The organism is Dietzia sp. (genome assembly GCF_036741115.1).
Classification (GTDB): domain Bacteria; phylum Actinomycetota; class Actinomycetes; order Mycobacteriales; family Mycobacteriaceae; genus Dietzia.
The window spans coordinates 1-23,719 of record NZ_DAINST010000051.1; the positions used below are offsets into that span (position 1 = coordinate 1).

The window sequence follows — 23,719 nt, forward strand, 5'->3', positions numbered from 1 at the left end:
TTGGAGAACGCCTCTTTGGTCGCGACGTTGCGCGGGAGGACCGACTCGTCGTTCTCGCCGTAATAGCGGGTGCACAGGTCGACGATGAGCTCCCCGGCCTTCTCGAACAGGCGGCGCCTCGCGGCGTGGGTCGCCAGTGTCGAACCGTTGCCCGGGAGGGAGAGGCCGAGGGCTTCCGTCAGGCAGTTCATCGAATTGGTGGTGAACATGCCTGAGCACGAACCGCAGGTCGGGCACGCCGACTCCTCGATGGTGGCGAGCTGGGAATCGGAGACGTTGTCGTTAGCCGAGGCCGAGATCGCGGTGATGAGATCCGAGCCAGAGCGCGCGACCCCGTCGACGACGACGGCGGAACCAGATTCCATCGGGCCGCCGGAGACGAAGACCACGGGGATGTTGAGGCGCATGGCGGCATTGAGCATGCCGGGGGTGATCTTGTCGCAGTTCGAGATGCACACGAGGGCATCGGCGGTGTGCGCGTTGACCATGTACTCGACGGAGTCGGCGATGATCTCGCGGCTCGGCAGCGAATAGAGCATGCCCGAGTGGCCCATCGCGATGCCGTCATCGACCGCGATGGTGTTGAACTCGCGCGGGACGCCCCCGGCTTCCTTGACCCTTTCCGCGACGATATCGCCGACGTCCTTGAGATGGACGTGGCCAGGCACGAACTGGGTGTAGGAGTTGGCGATTGCGACGATGGGCTTGCCGAAGTCGCCTTCTTCCATGCCAGTCGCGCGCCACAGGGCGCGCGCGCCCGCGGCATTCCTACCTGCGGTGGAAGTTCGTGACCGAAGTGGTGGCATATCGCCGCTCCTTATTCTCGATCGGGATCGCCGCCCAGTGGCGGCGAGATATGTGTCCATCTTAAATCTGTGGTCCGTGATGCCAAACTGGCCGGTGGAGTGCGCACAGTATGGGCACCCCTGTTCACGATGTGGGAAGCCTGCGCAGGCGCCGGTTACCTCTCGGCAACGCGGGGCCGATGGGCTCTATTCCCGATGAGGCCCCCATGGGTAACCGCGCCGGCAACCACGCGCAACCGCGATGGGCGCAGGACGTCGCGGCACAAACGGCGCGCCGGCCGCCTGATGCCATACTGAGGGCCATGACGGAAGCGCCATTGAACGACGAGCCGAAGCGCCAACATCCAGCGAACTCAGTCGCCGGAATCCTCCGGCAGTTCTTCCAGCACTCGCTCGGCGCGATGCTCGCGGTGATCGCCCTCTTCGCGGTCATCTCGTTCATGTACTTCGAGGGCATGGCCAATCCGCAGGCCCATCTCAACCACGTGCCCATCGCGATCGTCGATGAGGACCAAGGCGCGACGGTCTCGACGCCGGTAGGGGACCAGCGCCTCGACGTCGCCGATCAAGTGATCGGCGGGATCCTCGACCAGAACAATTTCGCCGAGGTCGATTTGCGCGTCGTCGACAGAAACACCGCCGAGTCGGGAATGGCCAAGGGTGAATTCTTCGGTGCGGTCGTCTTCCCGGCCGAGCTATCCCAAAACATCGCCGATCTCGTGACACAGACCGCCGGAAACGACGGTGCGGAAGGGAATGCGCCTCCGCGCGCGCAGATCACGGTGCTCAACGCGCCGCGGGCGTCGGTTCCCGCCCCACAGGTGATGGCGACGCTGGCCGGGAAGCTCAACGAGTCCGTGCCGAAGCAGGTGGGGGCGCAGGTCCTCGACAACGGCAGGACCCTCGCGGAGGCGGCGCAGCACGAGGTGTCTCCGGCTGCCGCGGCGGCTCTCGCCGATCCGGTGTCGATCGAGCAGCAGGTGTTTCAGCCGCTCGACGGCGGCGTGACGAACGCGAGCTTCCCGCTGTTCTTCGCGCTCGTGCTCGTTCTCGCCGGGTTCACCGGCGCGATGGTCGTGTCGCAGATGCTCGATTCGCGGCTTGGATTCGCGATCCTCGACATCGGCCCGTATTCACACCTCGCGCCGCTGGCAACCCACAGCCGCACCCGTGTGCTCGTGCGCAAATGGGCGGTCACGCTCATTATCGCGCCGCTCATCAGCATCATCGCGGCCGGCATATCCAGAGGCATCGGTGTCACCGCGTTCCCGTTCTGGCAGATGGTGCTGTTCTCCACGGTGTGTATTGCAGCGGTCGGCTTCGCCAGTCACGCCGTGATCGCCGCAGCGGGCAATCCGGGCATGCTCATCAACCTGCTCGTCTTCGTCGTTTTCGGCATTCCCACGTCCTCGGGGGCCATTCCGGCGGAAATGCTCCCGCGCTGGTTCGACACGATCGGGCAAGTCGAGCCGATCAACGCGGGCGTGCGCGGCATCCGCGCCATGCTGTTCACCCCGGACGCCTGGAACGACGGCCTCGGCCACGCCTACGGGGTGCTCTTCGCCTGGTTCGTCGGCGCCATCGTTCTCGGCCTCGCGGTGACCAAGTACTACGACCGCCGTGGCTTCACCCGCGAGCCCAACGGCACCCCACTTCCGCCCGCGCTCGCCAAGGCGCTCGAAGGGGAGGACGCAGACACCCCGAAGAGCCAGGGCGATGACCCGCGGGAACTCGAGCACGTGACCAGCGGAAGCGTCGGTCACGAGCGTCAGCGATAGTCGCAAGTGGACATAGAAAAGGGCCCGGCGTTCGCCGGGCCCTTTTTCGTATTCACGACCGGGCCTGCGCCAGAGTCCGATTCTCCCTCTGCTTGACTATCCGTCCGTCGACGCCGCTGTCGGGCAGCTCCGCTACTCCGTATCGCCGGCCCGCGCGCTACGGCCCTCGCCGCCCGCCCCCGAACCCGCGTCGGCAGCGGCATCGAAGTCTGCCGCATCGACCGGCGCATAGAACGGATCGGGAACTCGGCCCTTACTGACCTCGGCGAGGCGCGGAAGGTCGTTGAAGCCCACGGAGCTCAGGGTGAGGAACTTGTCCTTGGAGGTCACGAGCTGAGCGGTCCCGCGCTTCGGGAAATTGAGGCCCTTGACCTCGTCCCACGGCACGAAGGTCCGGGACCGCCACGTGGAGATGCGCACTCCGGCGTCATCCACGCGGGTCCACGACCTGGCCACCCACCACGCGAAGCCGACGGGCACCACGAGGAACACCCATCCCCACGACGGGGCGTAATAGAGCGGACCGAGCATGGCGAGCAGGAAGATCCCGAGCATGAGGTAGGCAATGGGGGAGACGCGGAACAGCGAACGGTCGCGCGGTGCGGACTCGACCTCCGGGGGGCGGAAACGGGATTCGGGCCGCGGCTGGATGTTGTGCTGTTCGTTCTCGCTCATGGGCCCAGTCTCCCAGGTCGGGGACCGCCGGCGCGCCCCCGCCCCGGTCCTCTCGTGACGCCGTGCGTCAGTGCTCCCAAAGTGTGGACGTGTGCGCCCACAAGTTGACTACCGAAGCGGCGCCGGAATAGGGTTACGACCATGACCTCGTTGATCGGACTCGTACTTGGCTCGCGCGTCGGCGCCTGAGCTTCCCCGAGTTCGGTAATTCGTCGACGCGCCCTCGCACAGCCACCGCTGTGACGAGGGTTTTTTGTTGCCCCGGGCATGCCAGCCCGTGACCCGGTGTCCGAGACCCGGGGCGACGCCGGAATAATCGATGAAGGCCGCCCTTATCGGGCACGTGGGCACGAGGTCGAGCGAAGTGCCTTGTCGGCAGTCCTGTCGACGACGAAGACCAGCACCACCGAGACAAGGACAGATGTGAAGTGAGCGCACCAGCGGCACAGCCGACGCCGGGCACGGTCCCGGGCGGCGGCGGACAGCGTGACCAGAATCGGCGAGTCGCCCCCGAACGCATGTCGGGCGCGCAGGCAGTGGTCCGGTCCCTCGAGGAGATCGGTGCCGATGTCGTATTCGGCATCCCCGGCGGCGCGATCCTTCCCGCGTACGACCCGCTCTTCGACTCGGAGAAGGTCCGGCACGTCCTCGTCCGGCACGAGCAGGGCGCGGGCCACGCCGCCACCGGATATGCGCAGGCCACCGGGCGCGTCGGCGTGTGCATGGCGACCTCGGGTCCGGGCGCGACGAACCTCGTGACCCCGATCGCGGACGCGGCGATGGACTCCGTCCCGATCGTCGCGATCACCGGCCAGGTGGGGCAGAGCCTCATCGGCACCGACGCCTTCCAGGAGGCCGACATCTCCGGCATCACGATGCCGGTGACCAAGCACAACTTCCTCGTGAGCAAGGGCGACGACCTCCCGCGGATCCTCGCCGAGGCCTTCCACATCGCCTCGACCGGTCGCCCCGGGCCCGTTCTCGTCGACATCCCCAAGGACGTGCTGCAGAACGAGATGGTCTTCTCGTGGCCGCCGGAGATGCGGCTGCCCGGCTACCGCCCCGTGACCAAGCCCCACGGGAAGCAGATCCGCGAGGCCGCGAGGCTCATCGCCGAATCCGAGAAGCCGGTGCTCTACGTCGGCGGCGGAGCGATCAAGGCCGATGCCTCTGCGGAGCTGCTCGAGCTCGCCGAGCTGACGGGCATCCCCGTCGTCACCACCCTCATGGCGCGCGGTGTGTTCCCGGACTCCCACCGCCTGCACTACGGCATGCCCGGCATGCACGGCTCCGTCTCGGCGGTCGCCGCGCTGCAGGGCGCCGATCTCCTCGTGACCCTCGGGGCGCGTTTCGACGACCGGGTGACCGGCAAGCTCGACTCCTTCGCCCCCGATGCGAAGGTCATCCACGCGGATATCGACCCGGCGGAGATCGGCAAGAACCGCGAAGTCGACGTGCCGATCGTTGGAGATTGCCGCGAGGTGATCACCGAGCTCACCGAGGCGATCCGCGGCAACCGCGCCGGCGCCGACGCGCCCGATCTCGGTGCGTGGACGGCCGAGCTCGACCACCTCCGGGACACCTACCCGCTCGGCTACGGCCGGCAGAGCGACGGCTCGCTCTCGCCCGAGTACGTCATCGAACGGCTCGGCGCGCTCGCCGGTCCGGACGCGATCTACTGCGCCGGCGTCGGCCAGCACCAGATGTGGGCGGCGCAGTTCGTCAAGTACGAGAAGCCGCGCACGTGGCTCAACTCGGGCGGGCTCGGCACGATGGGCTACTCCGTTCCGGCCGCGATGGGCGCGAAGATGGGTCGGCCCGAGGCCGAGGTGTGGTCGATCGACGGCGACGGCTGCTTCCAGATGACCAACCAGGAACTCGCCACCTGCGCGATCGAGAACATCCCGATCAAGGTCGCGCTGATTAACAACGGCAACCTCGGGATGGTCCGCCAGTGGCAGACGCTGTTCTACGAGCAGCGCTACTCGCAGACCGACCTGTCGACGCATTCGCTGCGCATCCCGGATTTCGTCAAGCTCTCCGAGGCCCTCGGCTGCGTGTCGATCCGCGTGGAGAAGCCGGATGACGTCGACGCGGCGATCAAGCGGGCACAGGAGATCGACGACCGCCCGGTGGTGATCGAGTTCGTGGTCGGCGCCGACGCACAGGTGTGGCCGATGGTCGCCGCGGGGACGTCGAACTCCGAGATCATGGCGGCGCGCGACATCCGCCCGCTGTTCGACGACGAGGAGTCCGCGGCCGACGATCCGGCCGATATCCACGAGCAGATGGCTGAGGTCGACGCGGCAGTCAAGGCCGAGGCTGCCGAGAGGGCCGCCACCGACCGCAACGAGAATGCAGGAGACGAGTGATGACGACGAACCACACCCTCAGCGTTCTCGTCGAGGACAAGCCGGGCGTGCTCGCACGCGTGTCGAGCCTGTTCTCGCGCCGCGGCTTCAACATCTCTTCGCTCGCCGTGGGACCCACGGAGACCGACGGGCTGTCGCGGATGACCATCGTGGTCGCCGTCGACGACATCCGCCTTGAGCAGATCACCAAGCAGCTCAACAAGCTCATCAACGTGATCAAGATCGTGGAGCAAGAGCCCTCGGCCTCCGTGGCCCGCGAGCTCGTCCTCGTCAAGGTCCGGGCAGACGCCAACACACGCAGCCAGATCATCGAGGTCGCGGACCTGTTCCGCGCGCACGTCGTCGACGTCGCGCCGGAGTCGGTGGTCCTCGAGGCGACGGGCACGCCGGAGAAGCTCACCGCTCTGCTCCGCATGCTCGACGAGTACGGCATCCGCGAAATCGTGCAGTCCGGCATGGTCGCGCTCGGCCGGGGTCCGAAGGCGATCGCGACCACGCGCTAACGTGCGCGGAGAGTGGCGCCGAACACTGGCAGCTCCGATCAACCGATATTCTTTAACCGAACAAGGGTCTATCCCACAAGAGGAGAAGCATTTCCATGGCAATTGAAACCTTCTACGACGACGACGCAGATCTCGCCATCATCCAGGGCAAGAAGGTCGCCGTGATCGGCTACGGCTCGCAGGGCCACGCCCACTCGCTCTCGCTCCGCGACTCGGGCGTCGATGTCGCGATCGGCCTCCGCGAGGGCTCGAAGTCCCGCGAGAAGGCCGAGGAGGCCGGCCTCAAGGTCATGAACAACGCCGAGGCGGCTGCCTGGGCCGATGTCATCATGATCCTCGCCCCCGACACCTCGCAGGCCAAGATCTTCACCGAGGACATCGAGCCGAACCTCTCCGAGGGCGACGCTATCTTCTTCGGCCACGGCCTCAATATCCACTTCGACCTCATCACGCCGGCGGAGAACATCACCGTCGCGATGGTCGCGCCGAAGGGCCCGGGCCACCTCGTGCGCCGCCAGTTCGTCGACGGCAAGGGTGTGCCCTGCCTCATCGCCGTCGAGCAGGACCCCACGGGCGAGGGCCAGGCTCTCGCGCTGTCCTACGCGAAGGCCATCGGCGGCACGCGCGCCGGCGTCATTAAGACCACGTTCAAGGAGGAGACCGAGACCGATCTCTTCGGTGAGCAGGCCGTGCTCTGCGGCGGCACCGAGGAGCTCGTCAAGACGGGCTTCGAGGTCATGGTCGAGGCCGGTTATGCCCCGGAGATGGCCTACTTCGAGGTCCTCCACGAGCTCAAGCTCATCGTCGACCTCATGTACGAGGGCGGCATCGCGCGCATGAACTACTCGGTGTCCGACACCGCCGAGTTCGGTGGCTACCTCTCCGGCCCTCGCGTCATCGACGCCGGCACCAAGGAGCGGATGAAGGAGGTGCTGGCCGACATCCAGAACGGCACCTTCGTCAAGCGCCTCGTCGCTAATGTCGAGAACGGCAACACCGAGCTCGAGGGCCTGCGCGCCAAGTTCGCCGAGCACCCGATCGAGAAGACGGGCAAGGAGCTCCGCGACATGATGAGCTGGGTCGACCGCCCCATCACCGAGACCGCCTGATTCTCCTGCGGTTCTCCCGGCGTTCCAGGCGCCGGCCCGCGCATAGCGCGTCTCGCGAGCCCCGCCTCCCGGTATTGCCGGGAGGCGGGGCTCGTTCTTTGCGAGGGGCAACCGTAAATCGCGCCCGTTGGGCCCTAGACTGACGAGCCGAGCCAGATAGTCGGTCCAGCCCAATACTCGAGTCTGCGAGGGAAAATGACGATCAACACCCGGGCACGCCTGTGGCGACGCATTGCTGTTCTGCCCATGACGGCGGTCGTCGTGTTCGCCGGGACGTCCGCGTGTTCGGGTGACGCCGAATCCGGGACCGTCGAGGCGAAAGGCGATTTCGGGGATCTCACCAGGGTCGCCGATGACAGGCCCGCCGGGATCGACGTGAGCTCCGCGCTGCTGGAGAAATCGCCGGTCGCCGTGGTCTCCGCGGGCAACGACGCCGCCCAGGCCGTGGCCGGCAGCGCCGCGGTCGCGCTGCGCAGCCCGATGCTCGTCGCCGATGTCGACGGCTCCGATGGGCTCGAAACGGAGCTCAAGCGGCTCGGGGTCACCTCGATCCTTCGCGTGGGCGATGCCGACGTACCTGACGGGGACTGGAAGGTCACAGACGCCGCCGCGGGCGCCGTCGCGCTCGGGGCTCAGATCGGCGCTGAGTTCTCGGCCGAGAAGCCTGTTCCGGCGGACGAGATCGATGACGAGCTCGCCGATTCCGAACCGGAATCGCCGACCTACGTGACCCTTGCCGGCGCCGAGCCCGTGCCGGGGCCGGAGGAAGGCTCCGGCGAGACGTTTTCGCGCCTGTCCCCGAAGGAATCCGGCGCAGAGCCCACCGCGCTCGCCGCGGACGGGACCTCGGTCGCCGGTGTGGTCACGGGGCGCGCCTCCGGGCTGGATTTCGTCCACATCCCCGGCGCGGACCCGCGCGTCGACGCGGAATCGGTGGACGCCGTCACACGCGCATCTTCCATCCTGACCCTCGGAAACGGCTGGGGCACCGACGAGCAGATCGCCAAGCAGATCGAGCAGGCGAAGACCGAAGAGCAGCTGCCGGGAGGAGGGCAGCTCATCTTCCCCGGGCACCGCTTCGTGGCGGCCTATGGTGCGCCAGGCATCCCAGCGCTTGGCATCCTCGGTGAGCAGGACCCGGCGGCCTCGGTGGGGCGCGTCGAGGAGCTCGCCGACGAGTACCGGCCGTTCTCGCGGCAGACGGTGATCCCGACCTTCGAGATCATCGGCTCCGTCGCCTCGGCGGACCCCGGGCCCGACGGCGCCTACAGCTCCCTGACGTCGCCGGAGCAGCTCGAGGCCTCGGTAGATGCGATCACGAAGGCCGGCGGGTATGCGCTCATCGACCTGCAGCCGGGGCGCGCGAACTTCCTCGACCAGGCGAAGGCCTACGCGGATCTGCTCAAGCGACCGGGCGTCGGTCTCGCGCTCGACCCCGAGTGGCGGCTCGAGCCCGGGGCCCTACCGGCGCAGGAGGTCGGGCACGTCTCCGTCGACGAGGTCAACGCGGTGGGCGAGTGGCTGGCCGACCTCACCGCCGACGCCGGGCTGCCGCAGAAGATGTTCGTCATCCACCAGTTCCAGCAGCAGATGATCCGCGAGCGGGAGCGGCTCGACACCTCCCGGCCGGAGATCGCCACCGTGATCCACGCCGACGGCCACGGCACGCCGGAGGACAAGGAGAAGACGTGGGAAGTGATGAAGCAGGATCTGCCCGCCGGGGTCAACCTCGCGTGGAAGAACTTCTACGACGAGGACACGCCGATGTACACCCCCGAGCAGTCGATGGCGCAGCAGCCCAAGCCGTGGCTCGTCACGTACCAGTAGCGGGCGCCGACAGGGCGTAGGGCGGCGGTCGCTGGCGCTCAACGCCCGCAACCCGAGCGCAGCGCCGCGGCAACGCGACGCGCGGCATGCGCTCCGGCCATGCCGTGCACGCCCGGTCCCGGGGGCGTCGACGCCGAGGCGAGCCACACCCCGCGGGTACCGGCGGAATACGGGTCCATCGAGCGCGCGTAGCGGAACGCCATGCCCGGGATGGTTGCAGCTCCGGCGGCGATGTCGCCGCCCGGGTACGAGGGGTTCGCCGACTCGAGCTCGGCCGTGCCGCGCTCGACCCGCGTGAGCACGACATCCCCGAATCCCGAGGCGTGGGCCTCGATCTCGGCGGCGATCGCGTCGGCCACCGATTGCCGGTTCCCGTTGGGCACGTGCGCGTACGTCCACAGCACCCGCCGCCCGTCGGTGGCGATCCGCCCGTGGTCCGCGGCCCAGGGCTGGCTCGCGAGGATCGCCGGGCGCGCGGGAAGACGTCCGGCGACGACCTCCCGCTCGGCGTACCCGGCGTCCGTGGCGGTCCCGGTGAGGTGCAGCGTTCCCGCCTCTTCGAGCCGGCGATCGCGCCACGGCACGGGGCCGGAGAGAACGAAATCGACGCGTGCGGCGCCGCCGCCTCGCGGGATCTCTGCCCGCGGCACCCGGACTCCGCTCGAGTGGGCGAGGATTCTGCGCGCTTCCGCAGCACCCACCGCGAGGATCACGGCCCGGCCCTCGAGGCGGTCGAGGGAATCGACGCGCGCGCCGCAATCGACGCTCCCACCCCACGAGTCGAGTTCTGCTAGAAGCGCATCGAGCAACGCTCCGGATCCGCCGCGCGGCACGGGCCATCCCCGTCCGTGGAGCGTTGCGCCGAGAAGCAGGCCCGCGCCGAAGGCCACGGGGCGCGCGGGCGGGGCGATCGCGTGGACGGCGAGGCCTGCCATCAGCGCGGCGGGGGAGGACTCCGGATGACGGCGCAGCTCCGAATACAGCATGCGGCCGCCGTGCCCGAGCGCCGCGGTGGCCCGCGCCACGCCACCGACTCCGAGGGCGGGGATGGCGGCGGGATTTCCCGCAGCCGCCCGAGCCGAACCCGGCGCGCGACCGTCGGAGAGCATGAGCGCGGCGATCTCGTCGGCGTGCACGGCCAGAGGGTTCAGCGCCGCACTCCACACCCGGGCGTCGCGCCCGGACCCCAGGTGCTCTTCGCCCACTTGTTGGAGTTCACGGGGGAGCACCGCCGAACGGCCGGGCCCGACAAGGTGGCCCAACGGGTATGGCGCGTGAAGATACTCGAGGCCGTGGCGCTCGAGACCGAGCGAGCGGAAGAACGGCGAGGCCAGGGCGAGGGGATGCACGGCGGAGCACGGGTCGGAGAGCAGTTCGGCGTGCTCGGCGAGGTGTCCTGTGCGTTCGCCGTGCAGGAGCCCCGCCAGGGGCACCGTCTTGCAACCGCCGCCGGGCACTTCGGCAAACTCGTGTACGCGCACCGAGAAACCTTGGCGCGCCAGCGAGATCGCGGCCGAAAGGCCGTTGGGCCCGGAGCCCACCACGTCGACGTCGTGGGAGCGGGCGCGGCGAGGACGTTCCGTCTGACGACTCGTCCGTCGGTCCATCTGGCCTCCTGTCCGTCTCGTGGCCCGGGGGATGGGGCCAGTGGGTCGCCGTGACACCATGGCCGCGGTAGAGGCGCGGCACGAGTCCGCGTTCGAGCCGCGACCGGAATCGACCACGAGGATACGGACCCACACCATGAGCACTACAGACGACGCAGTGGACGGCACAGCGGGTAGGGCAGCGGGTAGCGCAGCGGACGGCGGCGCGATCGGCGGAGCGACAGCGCTGGACGGGACGGGTCGGGCGGATGTTATCGCCGGGGGCGGCGAGCCGGATGGCGTGCCGAGGATCGCCGTGGTCACCGGGGCCGGCGGAGGCATCGGCTCGGCCGTGGCCTCTGCGCTCGTGAACGAGGGCTACATTGTGTTCGCCGCGGACGTCGCCGAGGGCTTCGGCGCCGCAGAAGAGCGCGGGTCCGAGAGCTCTACGGGTGTCGAGGCTCTCGGTACGTCGTCGGCCGCCGGTGTCGGTGGCGCTGGACTATTCAAGCGGAGCCTTGCCGTCGACGACGAAGCGGCCGTCGACGCCCTCTTCGCGGAAGTAGCCGAATACTGCGCCGGCACGGGAGGCCGCTTGCAGGCCGTCGTCAACGTCGCCGGGGTCCTGCACTCGGGGAGGGTGACGGAAATGCCGGCCGCCGAGTGGAAGAGGCTCTTCGACGTCAACGCCTTCGGCGTGTTCCTGGTGAGCCGGGCCGGATTGCGACTCATGCGCGAGCAGGACGCGCGCGGTGAGGGAAACCTGCGCTCGATGCTCACGGTGGCCTCGAATTCCGCGGTGGTGCCTCGGGCGGGGATGGCCGCATACGCGGCGTCGAAGGCCGCGGCTTCGCACTTCACCCGGTCGCTCGGGCTCGAGGCCGCGGAGTTCGGGGTGCGTTGCAACGTCGTGGATCCGGGGACGACGCGCACTCCGATGGTCACCGATGGCTGGGCGGACCCCTCGGGCGAGGGCGCAGTGATCGCTGGCGTCCCGGGCGACTTCAAGACCGGTATCCCTCTCCGTCGCATCGCCGAGCCGGCCGACATCGCGGGGGTCGTTGCCTTCCTCCTCGGCCCCACGGCCCGGCACATGACCCTCCAAGAGGTCGTTGTAGACGGCGGAGCGGCCCAGCGGTAAGGTGACCGACAGCTTGCTGAGGGTAGGCTTGCCTGCCTTCGGCGCTGTCCTCCGTCCCCTCCGAAAGGCGCCGCGTAGCAATGGCCATCCCCGCGATCGACCCGTACACGATTCCCCAGGTGGCGGAGCCGCGCAGGGTGGACTGGAGCATCGAGCCCAGCTCGTGTGCCGTCCTCGTCCACGACATGCAGAACTACTTCGTCCGCGCCTACGACTCGGATGCGGAGCCGATCGCCACTGCTTTGCGTTCGATGGCCGAGATCGTCGCGGCCGCCCGCGAGGCCGGCGTGCAGATCATCTTTTCCGCGCAGCCGGGGGACCAGCACCCCCTGCGCCGCGGCCTACTCAGCGAGTTCTGGGGCCCAGGGATGTCCGAGGGCGTCGACACCGAGGTCGTCGAAGGGCTCGAGCCGCAGGAGGGCGACATCGTCCTCACCAAGTGGCGCTACTCCGCATTCGCGCGCACCGATCTCCTCCAGCTCATGCGCCAGGCCGAGCTCGACCAGCTCGTGATCACCGGAATCTACGGCCACATGGGCTGCCAGGCCACCGCCGTCGAGGCGTTCATGAACGACATCAAGCCGTTCCTTGTCGGCGACGCGATCGCCGATTTCTCGCGCGAGGAGCACGCGGCGACCATCGATTTCGTCAACAAGCGGGCCGGCGTCGTGGCGACCGCGAAGGAGGTCACCGAGGCCTTCGGCGCCGCGGCCGCAGCGCCGAAGGGCGAGGCGGCGAAGGGCGAGGCGGCGAACTCGGACGCCGGGAGCTACGAGCTCCGCGGCGCGCTCCAGTAGCCCGAGATCGACGCCCGTGAGCGGTCGAGGCCCCGCTCGCGGGCCAGGCGGCCGATGTGCCGCTTGGTCACCGTCTTCTCCCCGCGGGCGAAGATTTCGACCGTCCCCTTCGGCCATTTCGCGGCCTCGAGGGCGTCGAGCAGGCTCGAGCTCTCCGTCGAGCGCGTATTCGAACCCTTCTCGGACGAATCCACGATGGTCACCGAATGCACCTTCTTCGGCAGCTCAAGCTGTTCCTCGCTGAGAGTGGTGTCCACGATGACCCGGATCCGCTCGGGCTTCTTCGCCGCGGCGATGACCCTTCGGGCTGCGGGGAGCCCCGGAGTGTCGGCGACCACGAAGAACGCGTCGGCCCCCTTCCCGGGCGAATACGAGCCGCGGGGTAGGGAGGACGTAATGGTGTCGCCGGGGCGCGCCGCGGCCGCCCAGGTGTAGCCGGCACCTCCGCCGTCATGACGGGTGAAATCGACGGTGACGGTGCGAGCCTCGGGGTCGATTTGCGCGAGGGTGTAGCTGCGCGTGCACGGTTTGCCGTGGTGCGAAGAGGTCGACTTCTCTGATTTTTTCGCCTTCTTGACCTTGTGGTCCTTCTTCTCTCTTGCCGAATCTCCACGGACGGTGACGCCGGGAAAGAGGAGCTTGACGTAAGCGTCGGCCGCCTTCGCACGCAGGAGCGGTTCGATGTGTTCGCCGGTGAACACGACGCGGCGAAACGCGGGATTGGGGTTCTCGGCGGAGACCACCTCGAGGTCTACGTGCATGGTGGGCGCCTCTCCGGGCGACCTCTCCCGCGTGGCGTCGAGCCGCGGCTTTAGGCCACCCTAAGTTCGATGCCGAGAATGCTACCCATTTGAGATCGGCGCACCAAAGGGGGTGAATCAGTCGGCGAAACGTGGTTCGACTCCTGGGAGTGGGCATCCACTCTGTGGGAACGTGACGTGCGCCACCTCGACTGATGCGGTGTGTACCGCGGCGAAGAGGGCCGCTAGGCTTGGGGGTACACGTGGGAGGTCCGTCCGCGGGCCGGGGACCGGCCGTAGCCGTCCGCCACCGGTCGCCGGCTTTAACCGGTCGCCGGACTCCCTACCCGAAACGAACAAGGAGATCGCCTCGTGAGCGCAAGTGGCCGTCCGGTCGTACTCATCGCCGACAAGCTCGCACAGTCCACCGTCGATGCGCTGGGAGACGGCGTCGAGGTTCGCTGGGTAGACGGGCCGGACCGCCCGAAGCTGCTCGAGGCCGTCGCGGATGCCGACGCGCTCCTCGTCCGTTCGGCCACGAAGGTCGATGCCGAGGTGCTCGAGGCCGCGCCGAAGCTCAAGATCGTCGGCCGCGCCGGCGTCGGACTCGACAACGTCGATATCGCCGCCGCCACCGAGAAGGGCGTGATGGTCGCCAACGCGCCGACCTCCAACATCCACTCGGCCGCCGAGCACGCCGTCGCGCTCCTCATGGCGGCCTGCCGTCAGATCCCGGCCGCGGACAAGACGCTGCGCGATCACGAGTGGAAGCGCTCGTCCTTCAACGGTGTCGAGCTCCGTGACAAGACGGTCGGCGTCGTCGGCCTCGGCCGTATCGGCCAGCTCGTCGCCTCGCGCCTCGCGGCGTTCGAGACCAAGATCGTCGCCTACGATCCCTACCTTCCCGCCGCCCGTGCCGCGCAGCTCGGCATCGAGCTCCTTTCGCTCGACGAGCTCATGTCGCGCGCGGACATCGTCACCGTGCACCTGCCGAAGACCGCCGAGACGGCCGGGCTCATCAACGCCGAGAACCTCGCGAAGGCCAAGGACGGCCTCGTCATCGTCAACGCCGCGCGCGGCGGGCTCATCGTCGAGGCGGACCTCCTCGCCGCGCTCGAGTCGGGCCGCGTCCGCGCCGCCGGCCTCGACGTGTTCGACTCCGAGCCGTGCACCGATTCGCCGCTGTTCGAGCTCGACAACGTCGTGGTCACCCCGCACCTCGGCGCCTCGACCTCCGAGGCGCAGGATCGCGCCGGGACCGATGTCGCCCGCTCCGTGCTCCTCGCCCTCGACGGCGAGTTCGTGCCGGACGCCGTCAACGTCTCCGGAGGACCGGTCGGCGACGAGGTCGCGCCGTGGCTCGAGCTCGTGCGCAAGCTCGGCAAGGTCGCGGGTGAGCTCGCCCCGGGCGTGACCACCACCGTCCAGGTCGAGGTCGCCGGCGAGCTGTCTTCCGAGCCCGTCGACATCCTCGGTTCGGCCGCCCTCCGCGGTCTCTTCGCCGCGACCACCGATACCGCCGCGACCTTCGTCAACGTCGGCCAGCTCGCCGAGGAGCGGGGCGTGACCGTCGACGTCCGCACCCGTTCGGAGTCGGCCACCCACCGCTCGACCGTGTCCGTCACGGCTGTGACGGCGGACGGCGGTTCCGCGACCGTGATCGGTGCCCTCACCGGGCTGCAGAACGTGCAGAAGATCGTCCAGATCAACGGGCGGAGCCTCGATCTCCGCGCCGAGGGGCACAACCTCATCGTCTCCTACGGCGATCGCCCCGGTGTCCTCGGCAAGCTCGGCACCGTACTCGGCGGCGCCGGGATCGACATCCAGGCCGCGGCGCTGAGCCAAGACGCCGAAGGCTCCGGCGCGACCGTGATCCTCCGCGTCGACCGCCTCGTCTCCGGCTCGGTGCTCGAGGACATCTCGGAGCAGCTCGACGCCCAGACCTCACAGGTCGACCTGAGCTGATCGGCCACGGGTCCAGAGCAAGACACGGCGCAGTAGCCGAACCAGACACGACAGGAAGAGGACGGGTATGAAGCTGGCGGTGATCCCCGGAGACGGGATCGGTACCGAGGTCGTGGCGGAGGCCGTCAAGGTCCTCGACGCCGTCGTGCCGGGCGTGGAGAAGGTCGAGTTCGATTTCGGTGCGGACAGGTATCTGCGCACCGGCGAGCTGCTCACCGACGCGGACGTGGAGACGCTTCGCGAGCACGACGCCATCCTCCTCGGTGCCATCGGTGATCCGCGAAAGGTCTCCCCGGGCATCCTCGAGCGGGGCTTCCTCCTGCCGCTGCGTTTCGCGCTCGACCACCACGTCAATCTCCGCCCCTCTCGGCTCTACCCGGGAGGCGAGAGCCCGCTCGCGGAGCCGGGGGAGATCGATTTCGTGGTCGTCCGCGAGGGCACTGAGGGGCTCTACACCGGTAATGGCGGCGCGATCCGCGTGGGCACGCCGCACGAGGTGGCCACCGAGACGAGTATGAACACCCGCTTCGGAATCGAGCGGGTCGTCCGCGACGCATTCGAGCGCGCCGCCTCGCGCCGCGGCAAGCTCACGCTCGTGCACAAGACCAACGTGCTCGTCAACGGCGGCGGACTCTGGCAGCGTACCGTCACCGAGGTGTCGTCCGAGTTCCCCGGCGTCGAGGTCGACTACTGCCACATCGATGCGGCGACCATCTACATGGTCACCGATCCGGCGCGCTTCGACGTGATCGTCACCGACAACCTCTTCGGCGACATCATCACCGACCTCGCCGCGGCGGTGTCCGGCGGCATCGGAACCGCTGCCTCGGGCAACATCGACGCCTCGCGCGAGAACCCCTCGATGTTCGAGCCCGTGCACGGCTCGGCGCCGGACATCGCCGGGCAGGGGATCGCCGATCCCACTGCGGCCGTTCTCTCCGTGGTCCTGCTCCTCCGTCACCTCGGCAAGGACGAGGAGGCCGCACGCGTCGAAAATGCGGTCGTGGAGTTCCTCGCCGGGCGTGGGGATGAGAAGCTCGGTACCGCCGAGATCGGCGACGCGATCGTCGCGAAGCTCTAGACGCAGGAGCCGATTTCCTGCCTGTACCAGGCCGGGCCGGGGGTGCGACGCGCCTCAGACCCGGCTTTTGTTTTGCACACGGCCAAATCTACGATGAATTAAAGGTGAACACTAGATGTTTGCAGGTCAGTGGCCTAATTATAGGTGCTTTCGACTGCGAATATCGGGGACAAAAGGAGCACAATAAGTGCTCGTGAGTACAACAGTTCTGATCATCCTCGTGCTGGTGGTTATCACGGCTCTCGCCTTCGATTTCACCAACGGCTTCCACGACACCGGTAACGCCATGGCGACTTCGATCGCTACGGGCGCTCTGAGCCCGAAGGTCGCCGTCGGCCTCTCCGCGGTACTCAACCTCGTCGGCGCGTTCCTCTCGGTCGAGGTCGCGCTCACGGTCACCACCGATGTGTTGCACATCCAGGACAAGGAACACGCAGGGGCGCTGGTGCCGGGCCTCGATGCGCAAACGGCACTGTTGATCGTCTTCGCCGGACTCGTCGGCGGAATCATCTGGAACCTGCTCACGTGGCTCTTCGGCCTCCCCTCCAGCTCCTCGCACGCACTCTTCGGCGGCCTCATCGGCGCCGGCCTGGGAGCGACCGCCATCGCGGGACTCAGTGGGGCCGTCAACTGGAACGGCGTCTTCTCCAAGGTCGTCATCCCGGCGCTGTTTTCTCCGTTCGTCGCGGGCATCATCGCCGCGATCGGTACCGCCGCCGTCTACGCGATCACCAAGACCGTCGGTGAGAACTTCCGGACGTCGAGCTTCCGCTGGGGTCAGATCGGCACCGCCTCGCTCGTCTCGCTCGCGCACGGCACCGGCGATGCTCAGAAGACCATGGGTGTCATCGCCCTCGCGCTCGTCGCCGCCGGCCAGCTCGATGCAGCCGACGCCAAGGAGAACGGCCTCCCGATTTGGATCATCGTGTGCTGTGCCGTCGCGATCGCCGCGGGCACCTACATGGGCGGCTGGCGCGTCATCCGCACGCTCGGCAAGGGGCTCGTCGAGATCAGCTCTCCCCAAGGTATGGCCGCCGAGGCTGCATCCGCGGCAATTATCATGACCTCGTCGCACGCCGGAATGGCTCTGTCCACCACTCACGTCGCGACCGGATCGATCCTAGGTTCGGGCGTCGGCAAGCCGGGCGCCAAGGTTCGCTGGGGCGTCGCGGGCCGCATGGTCACCGCGTGGCTCATCACGCTCCCGCTCGCCGGCCTCGTCGGCTTCGTCTCGTTCCTCATCGCGGACGGGATCTCGAAGGGGACGGGCAGCGCGCTCTTCGGCGGCATCGTGATCTTCTGCATCCTCTGCGTGCTCTCGGGCTACATCTACCTCCACTCGCGGAAGCAGGCCGTCAGCGCGGACTCCGTCAACGACGACTGGGATCCGGACAACGAGCCGGTCAACGTCGGCGCCGCCGGCGCCTCGGCATAGGAAAGGGCGTAAATCACATCATGGGTATCGATTTCGGCACGATGGGGAAGAGTCTCCTCAACGTCCTCATCCTCGGTCTCGTCTTCGGCGCGGGCCTCCCGATCCTCTTCTCATTCGGCATCAAGTCGCTTGGGTACAACGCCGTCGTCACCGCGGACGGACAGCACGGCGCGAGCCCGGCGGGCAAGGCAATCGCCACCGCCTTCTTCGTCGTGGTCGGAGTCATCGCCTTCCTCGGTCTCTTGCTCATCACCGAGAAGTCGATCATCCATTACCTCGGGTTCGATCCGATCCCGTTCGACGACGTCAAGAAGAAGTAGTAGCAGCACGCGAAGTACACGCAAAGAGCCTTTCGGCGCCGGTAACTTTGATATCGGGCACTAGCCCGTCCGCCCTGCATTCGCAGGGCGGATACGACGAGCAGGGGAGAACGATGGAAGAAAACGGCAACGCGCGTCGGGAAAACATCTTCAACAGTGTTCTCGGCTGGATGCGCGAGGGGTATCCCGAGGGGATTCCGCCAAAGGACTACTTTCCCCTGCTCGCGCTCCTCAAGAAGGAGCTCTCCGCGGAGCAGGCCAACCAGGTCATCGGGCAGCTCCTCGAGTCCCGCCCGGATGAGGTCTCCAAGCAGCAGATCATCGACGCGATCGAGATGACCACCAAGTCGCAGCCCACGGACGAGGACGTCCGCAATGTCGCGGCGCGCCTCGCACAGGGCGGCTGGCCGCTGTCGGGGATGCACGAGTAGAGCCCTGGGCCCTCGACGCCGCCGAGGGCCCACGGCCGGATAACCTGGGCCCATGAGACTTGCAAGAATCGCCCACCCGCAGGGTTTCGCCTTCGTCGAGATCCGCGGAGACGTCGACGATCCCGGCTCTGCCGTGTGCGCCGAGATCGACCAGCACCCGTTCGGGGAGCCGACCTTCACCGGCCGCGAGTGGCCGCTGGGAGAGGTTCGCCTCCTCGCGCCGATCCTGCCCCCGAAAGTCGTGTGCATCGGGAAGAACTACGCCGAGCACGCCGCCGAGATGGGGACCGAAGCGCCGGAGCAGCCGCTCATCTTCCTCAAGCCCAGCACGGCGGTCGTGGGTCCAGGCAACGACATCGTCTACCCGCCGTCCTCGGACCGGGTCGACCACGAGGCCGAGCTCGCAGTCGTCATCGGGCGGCCGTGCAAGGACGTCCCGGCCTCGAGGGCGAAGGACGTGATCCTCGGATACACGATCGCCAATGATGTGACGGCACGCGACCAGCAGGCCGCCGACGGGCAGTGGTCCCGGGCGAAGGGCTACGACTCGTTCTGCCCCCTCGGCCCGTGGATCGTCACCGACCTGGATCCTGCGGGCATCGACGTCCGCGCGACGCTCCATCACGCAGATGGCACGAGCGAACTCCGCCAGGACGGCTCCACCTCGCAGTTCATCCACACCATCGGCGAGATCATCGCGTACATCTCGAAGGTGATGACCCTGCTGCCGGGAGACGTGATCCTCACGGGAACCCCGGCCGGTATCGGTCCGATGGTGCCCGGCGACGAGATCGAGGTCGAGATCGAGGGCATCGGTTCGCTGCGCAACCCGGTCGTCGCGGGATAACGCGGTAGACGCAGGAAAGCACAGTCCGGCGGTTCCAGGCGGTCCCTGTCGATCGACAGGCACCGCCCTTGGTCCTTTTGTGGCCCGGTCTACGTCAGAGCCCGAGCGAGCGGCGTATCGTCCCGAGCTTGACCTCGGTCTCCCGCAGCTCTGCGTCTGGATCGGAGGCGGAGATGATCCCGCCTCCACCCCAGGCCGACACCTTCTTGTTGAGCTCGTCGGTCTCCCCGCAGCGGATCGAGACCATGTAGGTGCCGTCTCCTCGCGCGTCGCACCAGCCCACGGCGCCGCCATAGAAGCGTCGATCCTCTTCCTCGGAGAGGATGTAGTCCACGGCGCCGGCGGCCGGCGTCCCGCCCAGCGCGGGTGTGGGGTGCAGCGCGGCCGCGAGCTCCAATGCCGTGACCTCGGGATCGGTGACTTTCGCGGTGATCGGCGTGCCGAGATGCCAGAGCTCGCGAGTGGAGAGCAGTTCGGGGCGCTCCGGTGCGTGCACCTCCACGCCGAAGCGTTCGAGCACCGACGTGATGTGCTCGACCACGTAGCGGTGTTCGCGCAGGTCCTTCGCCGAATCGAAGAGTTTCTCGGCGATCCGCTCGTCCTCCTCCGCATCGGCGGAGCGGGCAGCGGACCCTGCGAGCGGGAAGCTGCTCACCCTGGTGCCGGACTTCCGCACGAGCAGCTCGGGGCTCGAGCCCACGAGGTAGTGCCCGGCGAAATCGGATCCTGCAGGGGATAGGTCGGCGAGGAAGCCGTAGCCGCTGGGGTTCGCGGACATGAGCCGCGCGGCCAGGGTCCTCGAGTCGAACGAACCGTCGGCGGAGTAGACCTCTCGTCGCGCGAGGACGACCTTGTCGAGTTCGCCGGACTCGAGCACTTCGACGGCCGCGGCGACCCTGTCCCTGTGCTCGGCGCGCGCGGGAATCGACTCGGACAGAGAGAAGTGGGGGAGCCGCGCGCTCCGGTAGTAGCTCGGCGGCTCGAGTGGCCCGGCACCGCTGACGACGCGGGCCGGGCACCCGAGGGCCCAGGGGCGCCGGCTGTCGAAGGGGATCGCCCCGACCACGAGGCGCGCCGTTCCGTCGCGCAGCGCCTTCCCGGCCGCGGTGGGATCCGTGTACGTCGCCGTCATCTCTTGTGCGCGCAGAGAGTGGTCGGGGTGGGAGAGGGCGAAGTCCGGAGTCCCCTTCGGCTTGCCGGTGGTGGCGCCGTCCGGGGCGCCGCCGGGGAAGGCGGCGCTGCGGGCGTCGGGGTCGTTCATCTCGGTCATCGGGGCCTCTTCGTGTGTGGGACGGTCTGGCGGGCGTGGGGCGGAGCTGCTTCCACTTCTGCTCCTATCCCTTTCCGTCCTCCTCGGCTGCGGCCCGGACAAGCGGGTCCGTTCGCTTCCCCGCCTGGAACGAGTCTTCGTCGAAGCCCTGGCGCCAATAGCCCGAGACCGAGAGGTCCTTTCCCGATACCCCGTTGGCGCGGAAGTGGGGGCGAAGGTCTTTCATCATCGTGGTGCGCTCGCCGTGCGCGAAGACCTTGACCCGGCCTTCGGGCCACTCCCATTCCAGCACGCGGCGGACGAGTTCGCTCTCGCGCTCGTCGTGCGGGGCGGCGCCGCTATGGCACCAATGCACCTCGACGACGCACTTGGCGCGCACGGGCAGCTCGTGCTCGGGGCTTTCGACCTCGGCGAACAACGTAGCGCGGGAACCGGCGGGGAGGCGCTCAATCGCGGCGAGCGCGGCCGGTAGCCCGGCCGGGTCGGCGACGAGGAGGTTGTGCGCCTCGGGGTCGGGAACGTACGCGCCACCGGGGCCGGCGACCTGGATCTCGTCTCCGGGCTCTGCCGCTTCGGCCCACGCCGCGGCCACGGACGGGCCGGAGTGCGTAACGAAATCGATGGCGACGGCGCCGGAGTCGCGGTCGGCCGAGCGCACGGTATAGGTGCGGACCCTGGGCTGCTCGTCGGCGGGGAGCGAGGCGCGGAGCTCGCGGAGGTTCGTGTCCGACGGGAGCTTCTCCCCGGACGCGGTAAAGACGAGCTTGACGTAACGGTCGGTGTTCTCCGCATCGGCGGCGGCGGTGCCGTCGGCGCGGAAATGGACGCGCACCATCCCGGGGGTCAGCGCCTCCCGTGAGGTCACCGTAAGCGTGGTCAGCGACATGGAACAACTCTTCCTTTGGCAAATATAGGCTTACCTAAGTGTCAGCGTAGACCCCCGCGCTTTCGCGACGCCATGCCCCTTCGGCGAATCGCGGCGCGTCCTGGCACGAGCGGGGCCGCGCTGGCCGAGGAGGGGCACAAAATGATTCCGCGAGGCACCGCGCCCACCTGCGGCGGCCCGCCGGCTCGGCCAGGCGTGCCGAAGGAGGAGCAGGCGGAGTGTGAGAAACGACACGGCGAGATCGCGCGGGCCGGGGGTGCGCGGAGCTCCGCCGTCATAGGCGGAGGAAACGCGTCGGGTGGTGCGCACTAACCTGGGGCACATGACTTCCGAGAAGAGCACTGCGAAGAGCACTGCCCCCGAAAAGAGCAATGTCCGGGTACGCTTCTGCCCGTCGCCGACGGGTACGCCGCATGTCGGGCTCGTCCGCACGGCGCTGTTCAACTGGGCGTACGCGCGCCACACCGGCGGTACCTTCGTATTCCGAATCGAGGACACCGACTCGAGCCGCGACTCCGAGGAATCGTATTCGGCGATCCTCGACGCACTTCGCTGGCTCGGCCTCGACTGGGACGAGGGCCCCGAGGTAGGCGGGCCCCACGAGCCCTACAGGCAGTCGCTCCGCCGCGAGCAGCACCTCGAGGTCGTACAGAAGCTCCTCGATGCGGGCGAGGCGTACGAGTCGTTCTCCACACCCGAGGAGGTCGAGGCACGGCACAAGGCCGCCGGTCGCGACCCGAAGCTCGGGTATGACGGCTTCGATCGCGATCTCACCGACGAGCAAAAGCAGGCGTTCCGCGGCGAGGGCCGTTCTCCGGTGATCCGTCTGCGCATGCCGGATCACGACCTGTCCTGGGACGATCTCGTCCGCGGGCACACGGAGTTCAAGGCCGGGTCCGTCCCGGACTTCGCGCTCACCCGCTCCAACGGCATCCCGCTGTACACGCTCGTCAATCCCGTCGACGATGCCCTGATGGGGGTCACCCACGTGCTCCGCGGTGAGGACCTGCTTTCCTCGACTCCGCGACAGATCGCGCTGTACGAGGCGCTCACCCGGATCGGCGTCGCGGACGGCGTCCCGGAGTTCGGGCACCTTCCGTTCGTCATGGGCGAGGGGAACAAGAAGCTCTCCAAGCGCGACCCGGAGTCGGATCTCTTCCTCCACCGGGACCGTGGCATGCTGCCCGAGGGGCTGCTCAACTATCTCGCTCTCCTCGGGTGGGGCCTCTCCGAGGATCGTGACGTCTTCTCCCTCGCCGAAATGGTGGATGCCTTCGACGTCCGGGACGTGAACTCGAACCCGGCGCGCTTCGACCAGAAGAAGGCGGATGCGATCAATGCCGACCACATCCGCGAGCTGGCGCCCGAGGATTTCGCGGCCCGGCTCGAGGCGTTCCTCCGCGAGCACCCGGACGAAGGCGGCGCCGAGCTCCCGGCGGACCTCGACCCGCAGGAATGGGCGCTCATCGCAGAGATGCTCCAGACGCGCATCGTCGTGCTCTCCGATGCGTGGTCGCTGATCCGCTTCCTCTACATCGCGGAGGAACGCTTCTCTGTCGACGAGGGTTCGTCGCGCAAGAACCTCAAGGCCGATTCCCGAGAGGTCGTCGACGCGGCGATCGCGGCTCTCGAGGGGCTCGGGGAGTGGACCACCGAGAGCATCGAGGCGGCGCTCAAGGAAGCGCTCGTGGAGAAGCTCGAGATCAAGCCGCGTAAGGCCTTCGGGCCAGTCCGTGTCGCGGTGACCGGCTCGCACATTTCGCCTCCGCTTTTCGAGTCCCTCGAACTGCTCGGGCGGGAGAAGACGCTGTCGCGGCTCGCAGCCGCGCCGATCGCGCCGGCGGTCGAGGAGGCGTAGCGGCCCGATGGGAGGGGTGATAGGCGGCGAACTGTCGCGCACGCAGGCGATTTGCCATCGCCCCTCCACATGTTGGTAAGGTGTTCCACGCGCCAGGAGCTGCCGGACCCGAAAGGGAATGCGGTGGCAGCAGGCGTGCAATGGCCTATGGTGTAATTGGCAACACAGCGGTTTCTGGTACCGTCGTTCTAGGTTCGAGTCCTGGTAGGCCAGCGCGGCACGCATCTTTGCGTGCTAGGCCCCCGTCGTCTAGCGGCCTAGGACGCCGCCCTCTCACGGCGGTAGCGTGGGT

General features: G+C 68.1%; 20 protein-coding genes and 1 tRNA gene. 15 read left to right on the forward strand and 6 right to left on the reverse strand.

Features of this window, described 5'->3' with window-relative positions; all coding sequences use genetic code 11:
* Positions 1-806, reverse strand: an 806-nt coding sequence (locus tag V7E05_RS09135; RefSeq protein ID WP_333619350.1) for a dihydroxy-acid dehydratase domain-containing protein, incomplete at its 3' end; no start/stop codon positions are given.
* A 302-nt stretch (positions 807-1,108) separates the two neighbouring features.
* Here V7E05_RS09135 and V7E05_RS09140 point away from each other — a divergent pair.
* The gene (locus V7E05_RS09140) at positions 1,109-2,584 is read left to right on the forward strand and encodes a YhgE/Pip domain-containing protein (protein WP_333619351.1); all 1,476 of its coding nucleotides are present in this window, start codon (positions 1,109-1,111) and stop codon (positions 2,582-2,584) included.
* Positions 2,585-2,716: 132 nt separating this feature from the next.
* Here V7E05_RS09140 and V7E05_RS09145 read toward each other — a convergent pair whose 3' ends face one another.
* On the reverse strand, positions 2,717-3,259 hold the full coding sequence (locus tag V7E05_RS09145; RefSeq protein WP_333619352.1) for a PH domain-containing protein: 543 nt from the start codon (positions 3,257-3,259) through the stop codon (positions 2,717-2,719).
* Positions 3,260-3,687: 428 nt separating this feature from the next.
* On the opposite strand from V7E05_RS09145, the gene V7E05_RS09150 reads away from it, so the two are divergent.
* From V7E05_RS09150 to V7E05_RS09165, 4 genes are all read left to right on the forward strand, one after another.
* Positions 3,688-5,631 carry an acetolactate synthase large subunit gene (locus V7E05_RS09150; RefSeq protein ID WP_333619353.1) on the forward strand — a complete coding sequence of 648 codons (1,944 nt, stop codon included), beginning with the start codon at positions 3,688-3,690 and terminating at the stop codon, positions 5,629-5,631.
* Positions 5,631-6,134 (forward strand): acetolactate synthase small subunit, encoded by a 504-nt coding sequence (ilvN, locus tag V7E05_RS09155; RefSeq protein WP_333619354.1) that lies wholly within the window; start codon positions 5,631-5,633, stop codon positions 6,132-6,134. Before V7E05_RS09150 ends, ilvN begins: the two co-directional genes overlap by 1 nt.
* Before the next feature lie 95 nt (positions 6,135-6,229).
* Positions 6,230-7,243: a ketol-acid reductoisomerase gene (ilvC, locus tag V7E05_RS09160; protein ID WP_333619355.1), complete on the forward strand. Its 1,014-nt coding sequence runs from the start codon at positions 6,230-6,232 to the stop codon at positions 7,241-7,243.
* 195 nt (positions 7,244-7,438) lie between these two features.
* Positions 7,439-9,070 (forward strand): hypothetical protein, encoded by a 1,632-nt coding sequence (locus V7E05_RS09165; RefSeq protein WP_333619356.1) that lies wholly within the window; start codon positions 7,439-7,441, stop codon positions 9,068-9,070.
* Positions 9,071-9,108: 38 nt separating this feature from the next.
* Here the strand turns inward: V7E05_RS09165 and V7E05_RS09170 are convergent, their stop codons facing one another.
* Entirely contained in the window at positions 9,109-10,677 is a 1,569-nt protein-coding gene (locus tag V7E05_RS09170; protein ID WP_333619357.1) for a phytoene desaturase family protein, read from the reverse strand.
* 136 nt (positions 10,678-10,813) lie between these two features.
* Between V7E05_RS09170 and V7E05_RS09175 the strand changes: the two genes are divergently transcribed.
* Both V7E05_RS09175 and V7E05_RS09180 read left to right on the forward strand, forming a co-directional pair.
* Positions 10,814-11,797: an SDR family oxidoreductase gene (locus V7E05_RS09175; protein WP_333619358.1), complete on the forward strand. Its 984-nt coding sequence runs from the start codon at positions 10,814-10,816 to the stop codon at positions 11,795-11,797.
* An 80-nt stretch (positions 11,798-11,877) separates the two neighbouring features.
* Entirely contained in the window at positions 11,878-12,594 is a 717-nt protein-coding gene (locus tag V7E05_RS09180) for an isochorismatase family protein (protein WP_333619359.1), read from the forward strand.
* Here V7E05_RS09180 and V7E05_RS09185 read toward each other — a convergent pair.
* A complete protein-coding gene (locus V7E05_RS09185) occupies positions 12,567-13,355 on the reverse strand; it encodes a siderophore-interacting protein (protein WP_333619360.1) in 789 nt (262 codons plus the stop codon). The two genes, V7E05_RS09180 and V7E05_RS09185, sit on opposite strands and share 28 nt — an antisense overlap.
* A gap of 351 nt (positions 13,356-13,706) precedes the next feature.
* Here V7E05_RS09185 and serA point away from each other — a divergent pair, with 351 nt between their 5' ends.
* From serA to V7E05_RS09215, 6 genes are all read left to right on the forward strand, one after another.
* Positions 13,707-15,299: a phosphoglycerate dehydrogenase gene (gene serA, locus V7E05_RS09190; protein ID WP_333619361.1), complete on the forward strand. Its 1,593-nt coding sequence runs from the start codon at positions 13,707-13,709 to the stop codon at positions 15,297-15,299.
* Between the two features lie 67 nt (positions 15,300-15,366).
* Positions 15,367-16,380, forward strand: a complete 1,014-nt coding sequence (locus V7E05_RS09195) for a 3-isopropylmalate dehydrogenase (RefSeq protein WP_333619362.1) — start codon at positions 15,367-15,369, stop codon at positions 16,378-16,380.
* 187 nt (positions 16,381-16,567) lie between these two features.
* Positions 16,568-17,815 carry an inorganic phosphate transporter gene (locus tag V7E05_RS09200; RefSeq protein WP_442891646.1) on the forward strand — a complete coding sequence of 416 codons (1,248 nt, stop codon included), beginning with the start codon at positions 16,568-16,570 and terminating at the stop codon, positions 17,813-17,815.
* Between the two features lie 20 nt (positions 17,816-17,835).
* Positions 17,836-18,135: a hypothetical protein gene (locus V7E05_RS09205; RefSeq protein WP_333619364.1), complete on the forward strand. Its 300-nt coding sequence runs from the start codon at positions 17,836-17,838 to the stop codon at positions 18,133-18,135.
* 113 nt (positions 18,136-18,248) lie between these two features.
* The gene (locus V7E05_RS09210) at positions 18,249-18,566 is read left to right on the forward strand and encodes a DUF3349 domain-containing protein (protein WP_333619365.1); all 318 of its coding nucleotides are present in this window, start codon (positions 18,249-18,251) and stop codon (positions 18,564-18,566) included.
* A gap of 52 nt (positions 18,567-18,618) precedes the next feature.
* Positions 18,619-19,413, forward strand: a complete 795-nt coding sequence (locus V7E05_RS09215; RefSeq protein WP_333619366.1) for a fumarylacetoacetate hydrolase family protein — start codon at positions 18,619-18,621, stop codon at positions 19,411-19,413.
* 94 nt (positions 19,414-19,507) lie between these two features.
* Here the strand turns inward: V7E05_RS09215 and V7E05_RS09220 are convergent, their stop codons facing one another.
* Both V7E05_RS09220 and V7E05_RS09225 read right to left on the reverse strand, forming a co-directional pair.
* Positions 19,508-20,683: an isochorismate synthase gene (locus V7E05_RS09220; protein WP_333619367.1), complete on the reverse strand. Its 1,176-nt coding sequence runs from the start codon at positions 20,681-20,683 to the stop codon at positions 19,508-19,510.
* Positions 20,684-20,747: 64 nt separating this feature from the next.
* Positions 20,748-21,569 carry a siderophore-interacting protein gene (locus V7E05_RS09225; protein ID WP_333619368.1) on the reverse strand — a complete coding sequence of 274 codons (822 nt, stop codon included), beginning with the start codon at positions 21,567-21,569 and terminating at the stop codon, positions 20,748-20,750.
* A 322-nt stretch (positions 21,570-21,891) separates the two neighbouring features.
* Between V7E05_RS09225 and gltX the strand changes: the two genes are divergently transcribed.
* Positions 21,892-23,427 (forward strand): glutamate--tRNA ligase, encoded by a 1,536-nt coding sequence (gene gltX, locus V7E05_RS09230; protein ID WP_333619369.1) that lies wholly within the window; start codon positions 21,892-21,894, stop codon positions 23,425-23,427.
* Positions 23,428-23,568: 141 nt separating this feature from the next.
* Positions 23,569-23,640 (forward strand) — tRNA-Gln (locus V7E05_RS09235).
* The last annotated feature ends 79 nt before the right edge of the window (positions 23,641-23,719 follow it).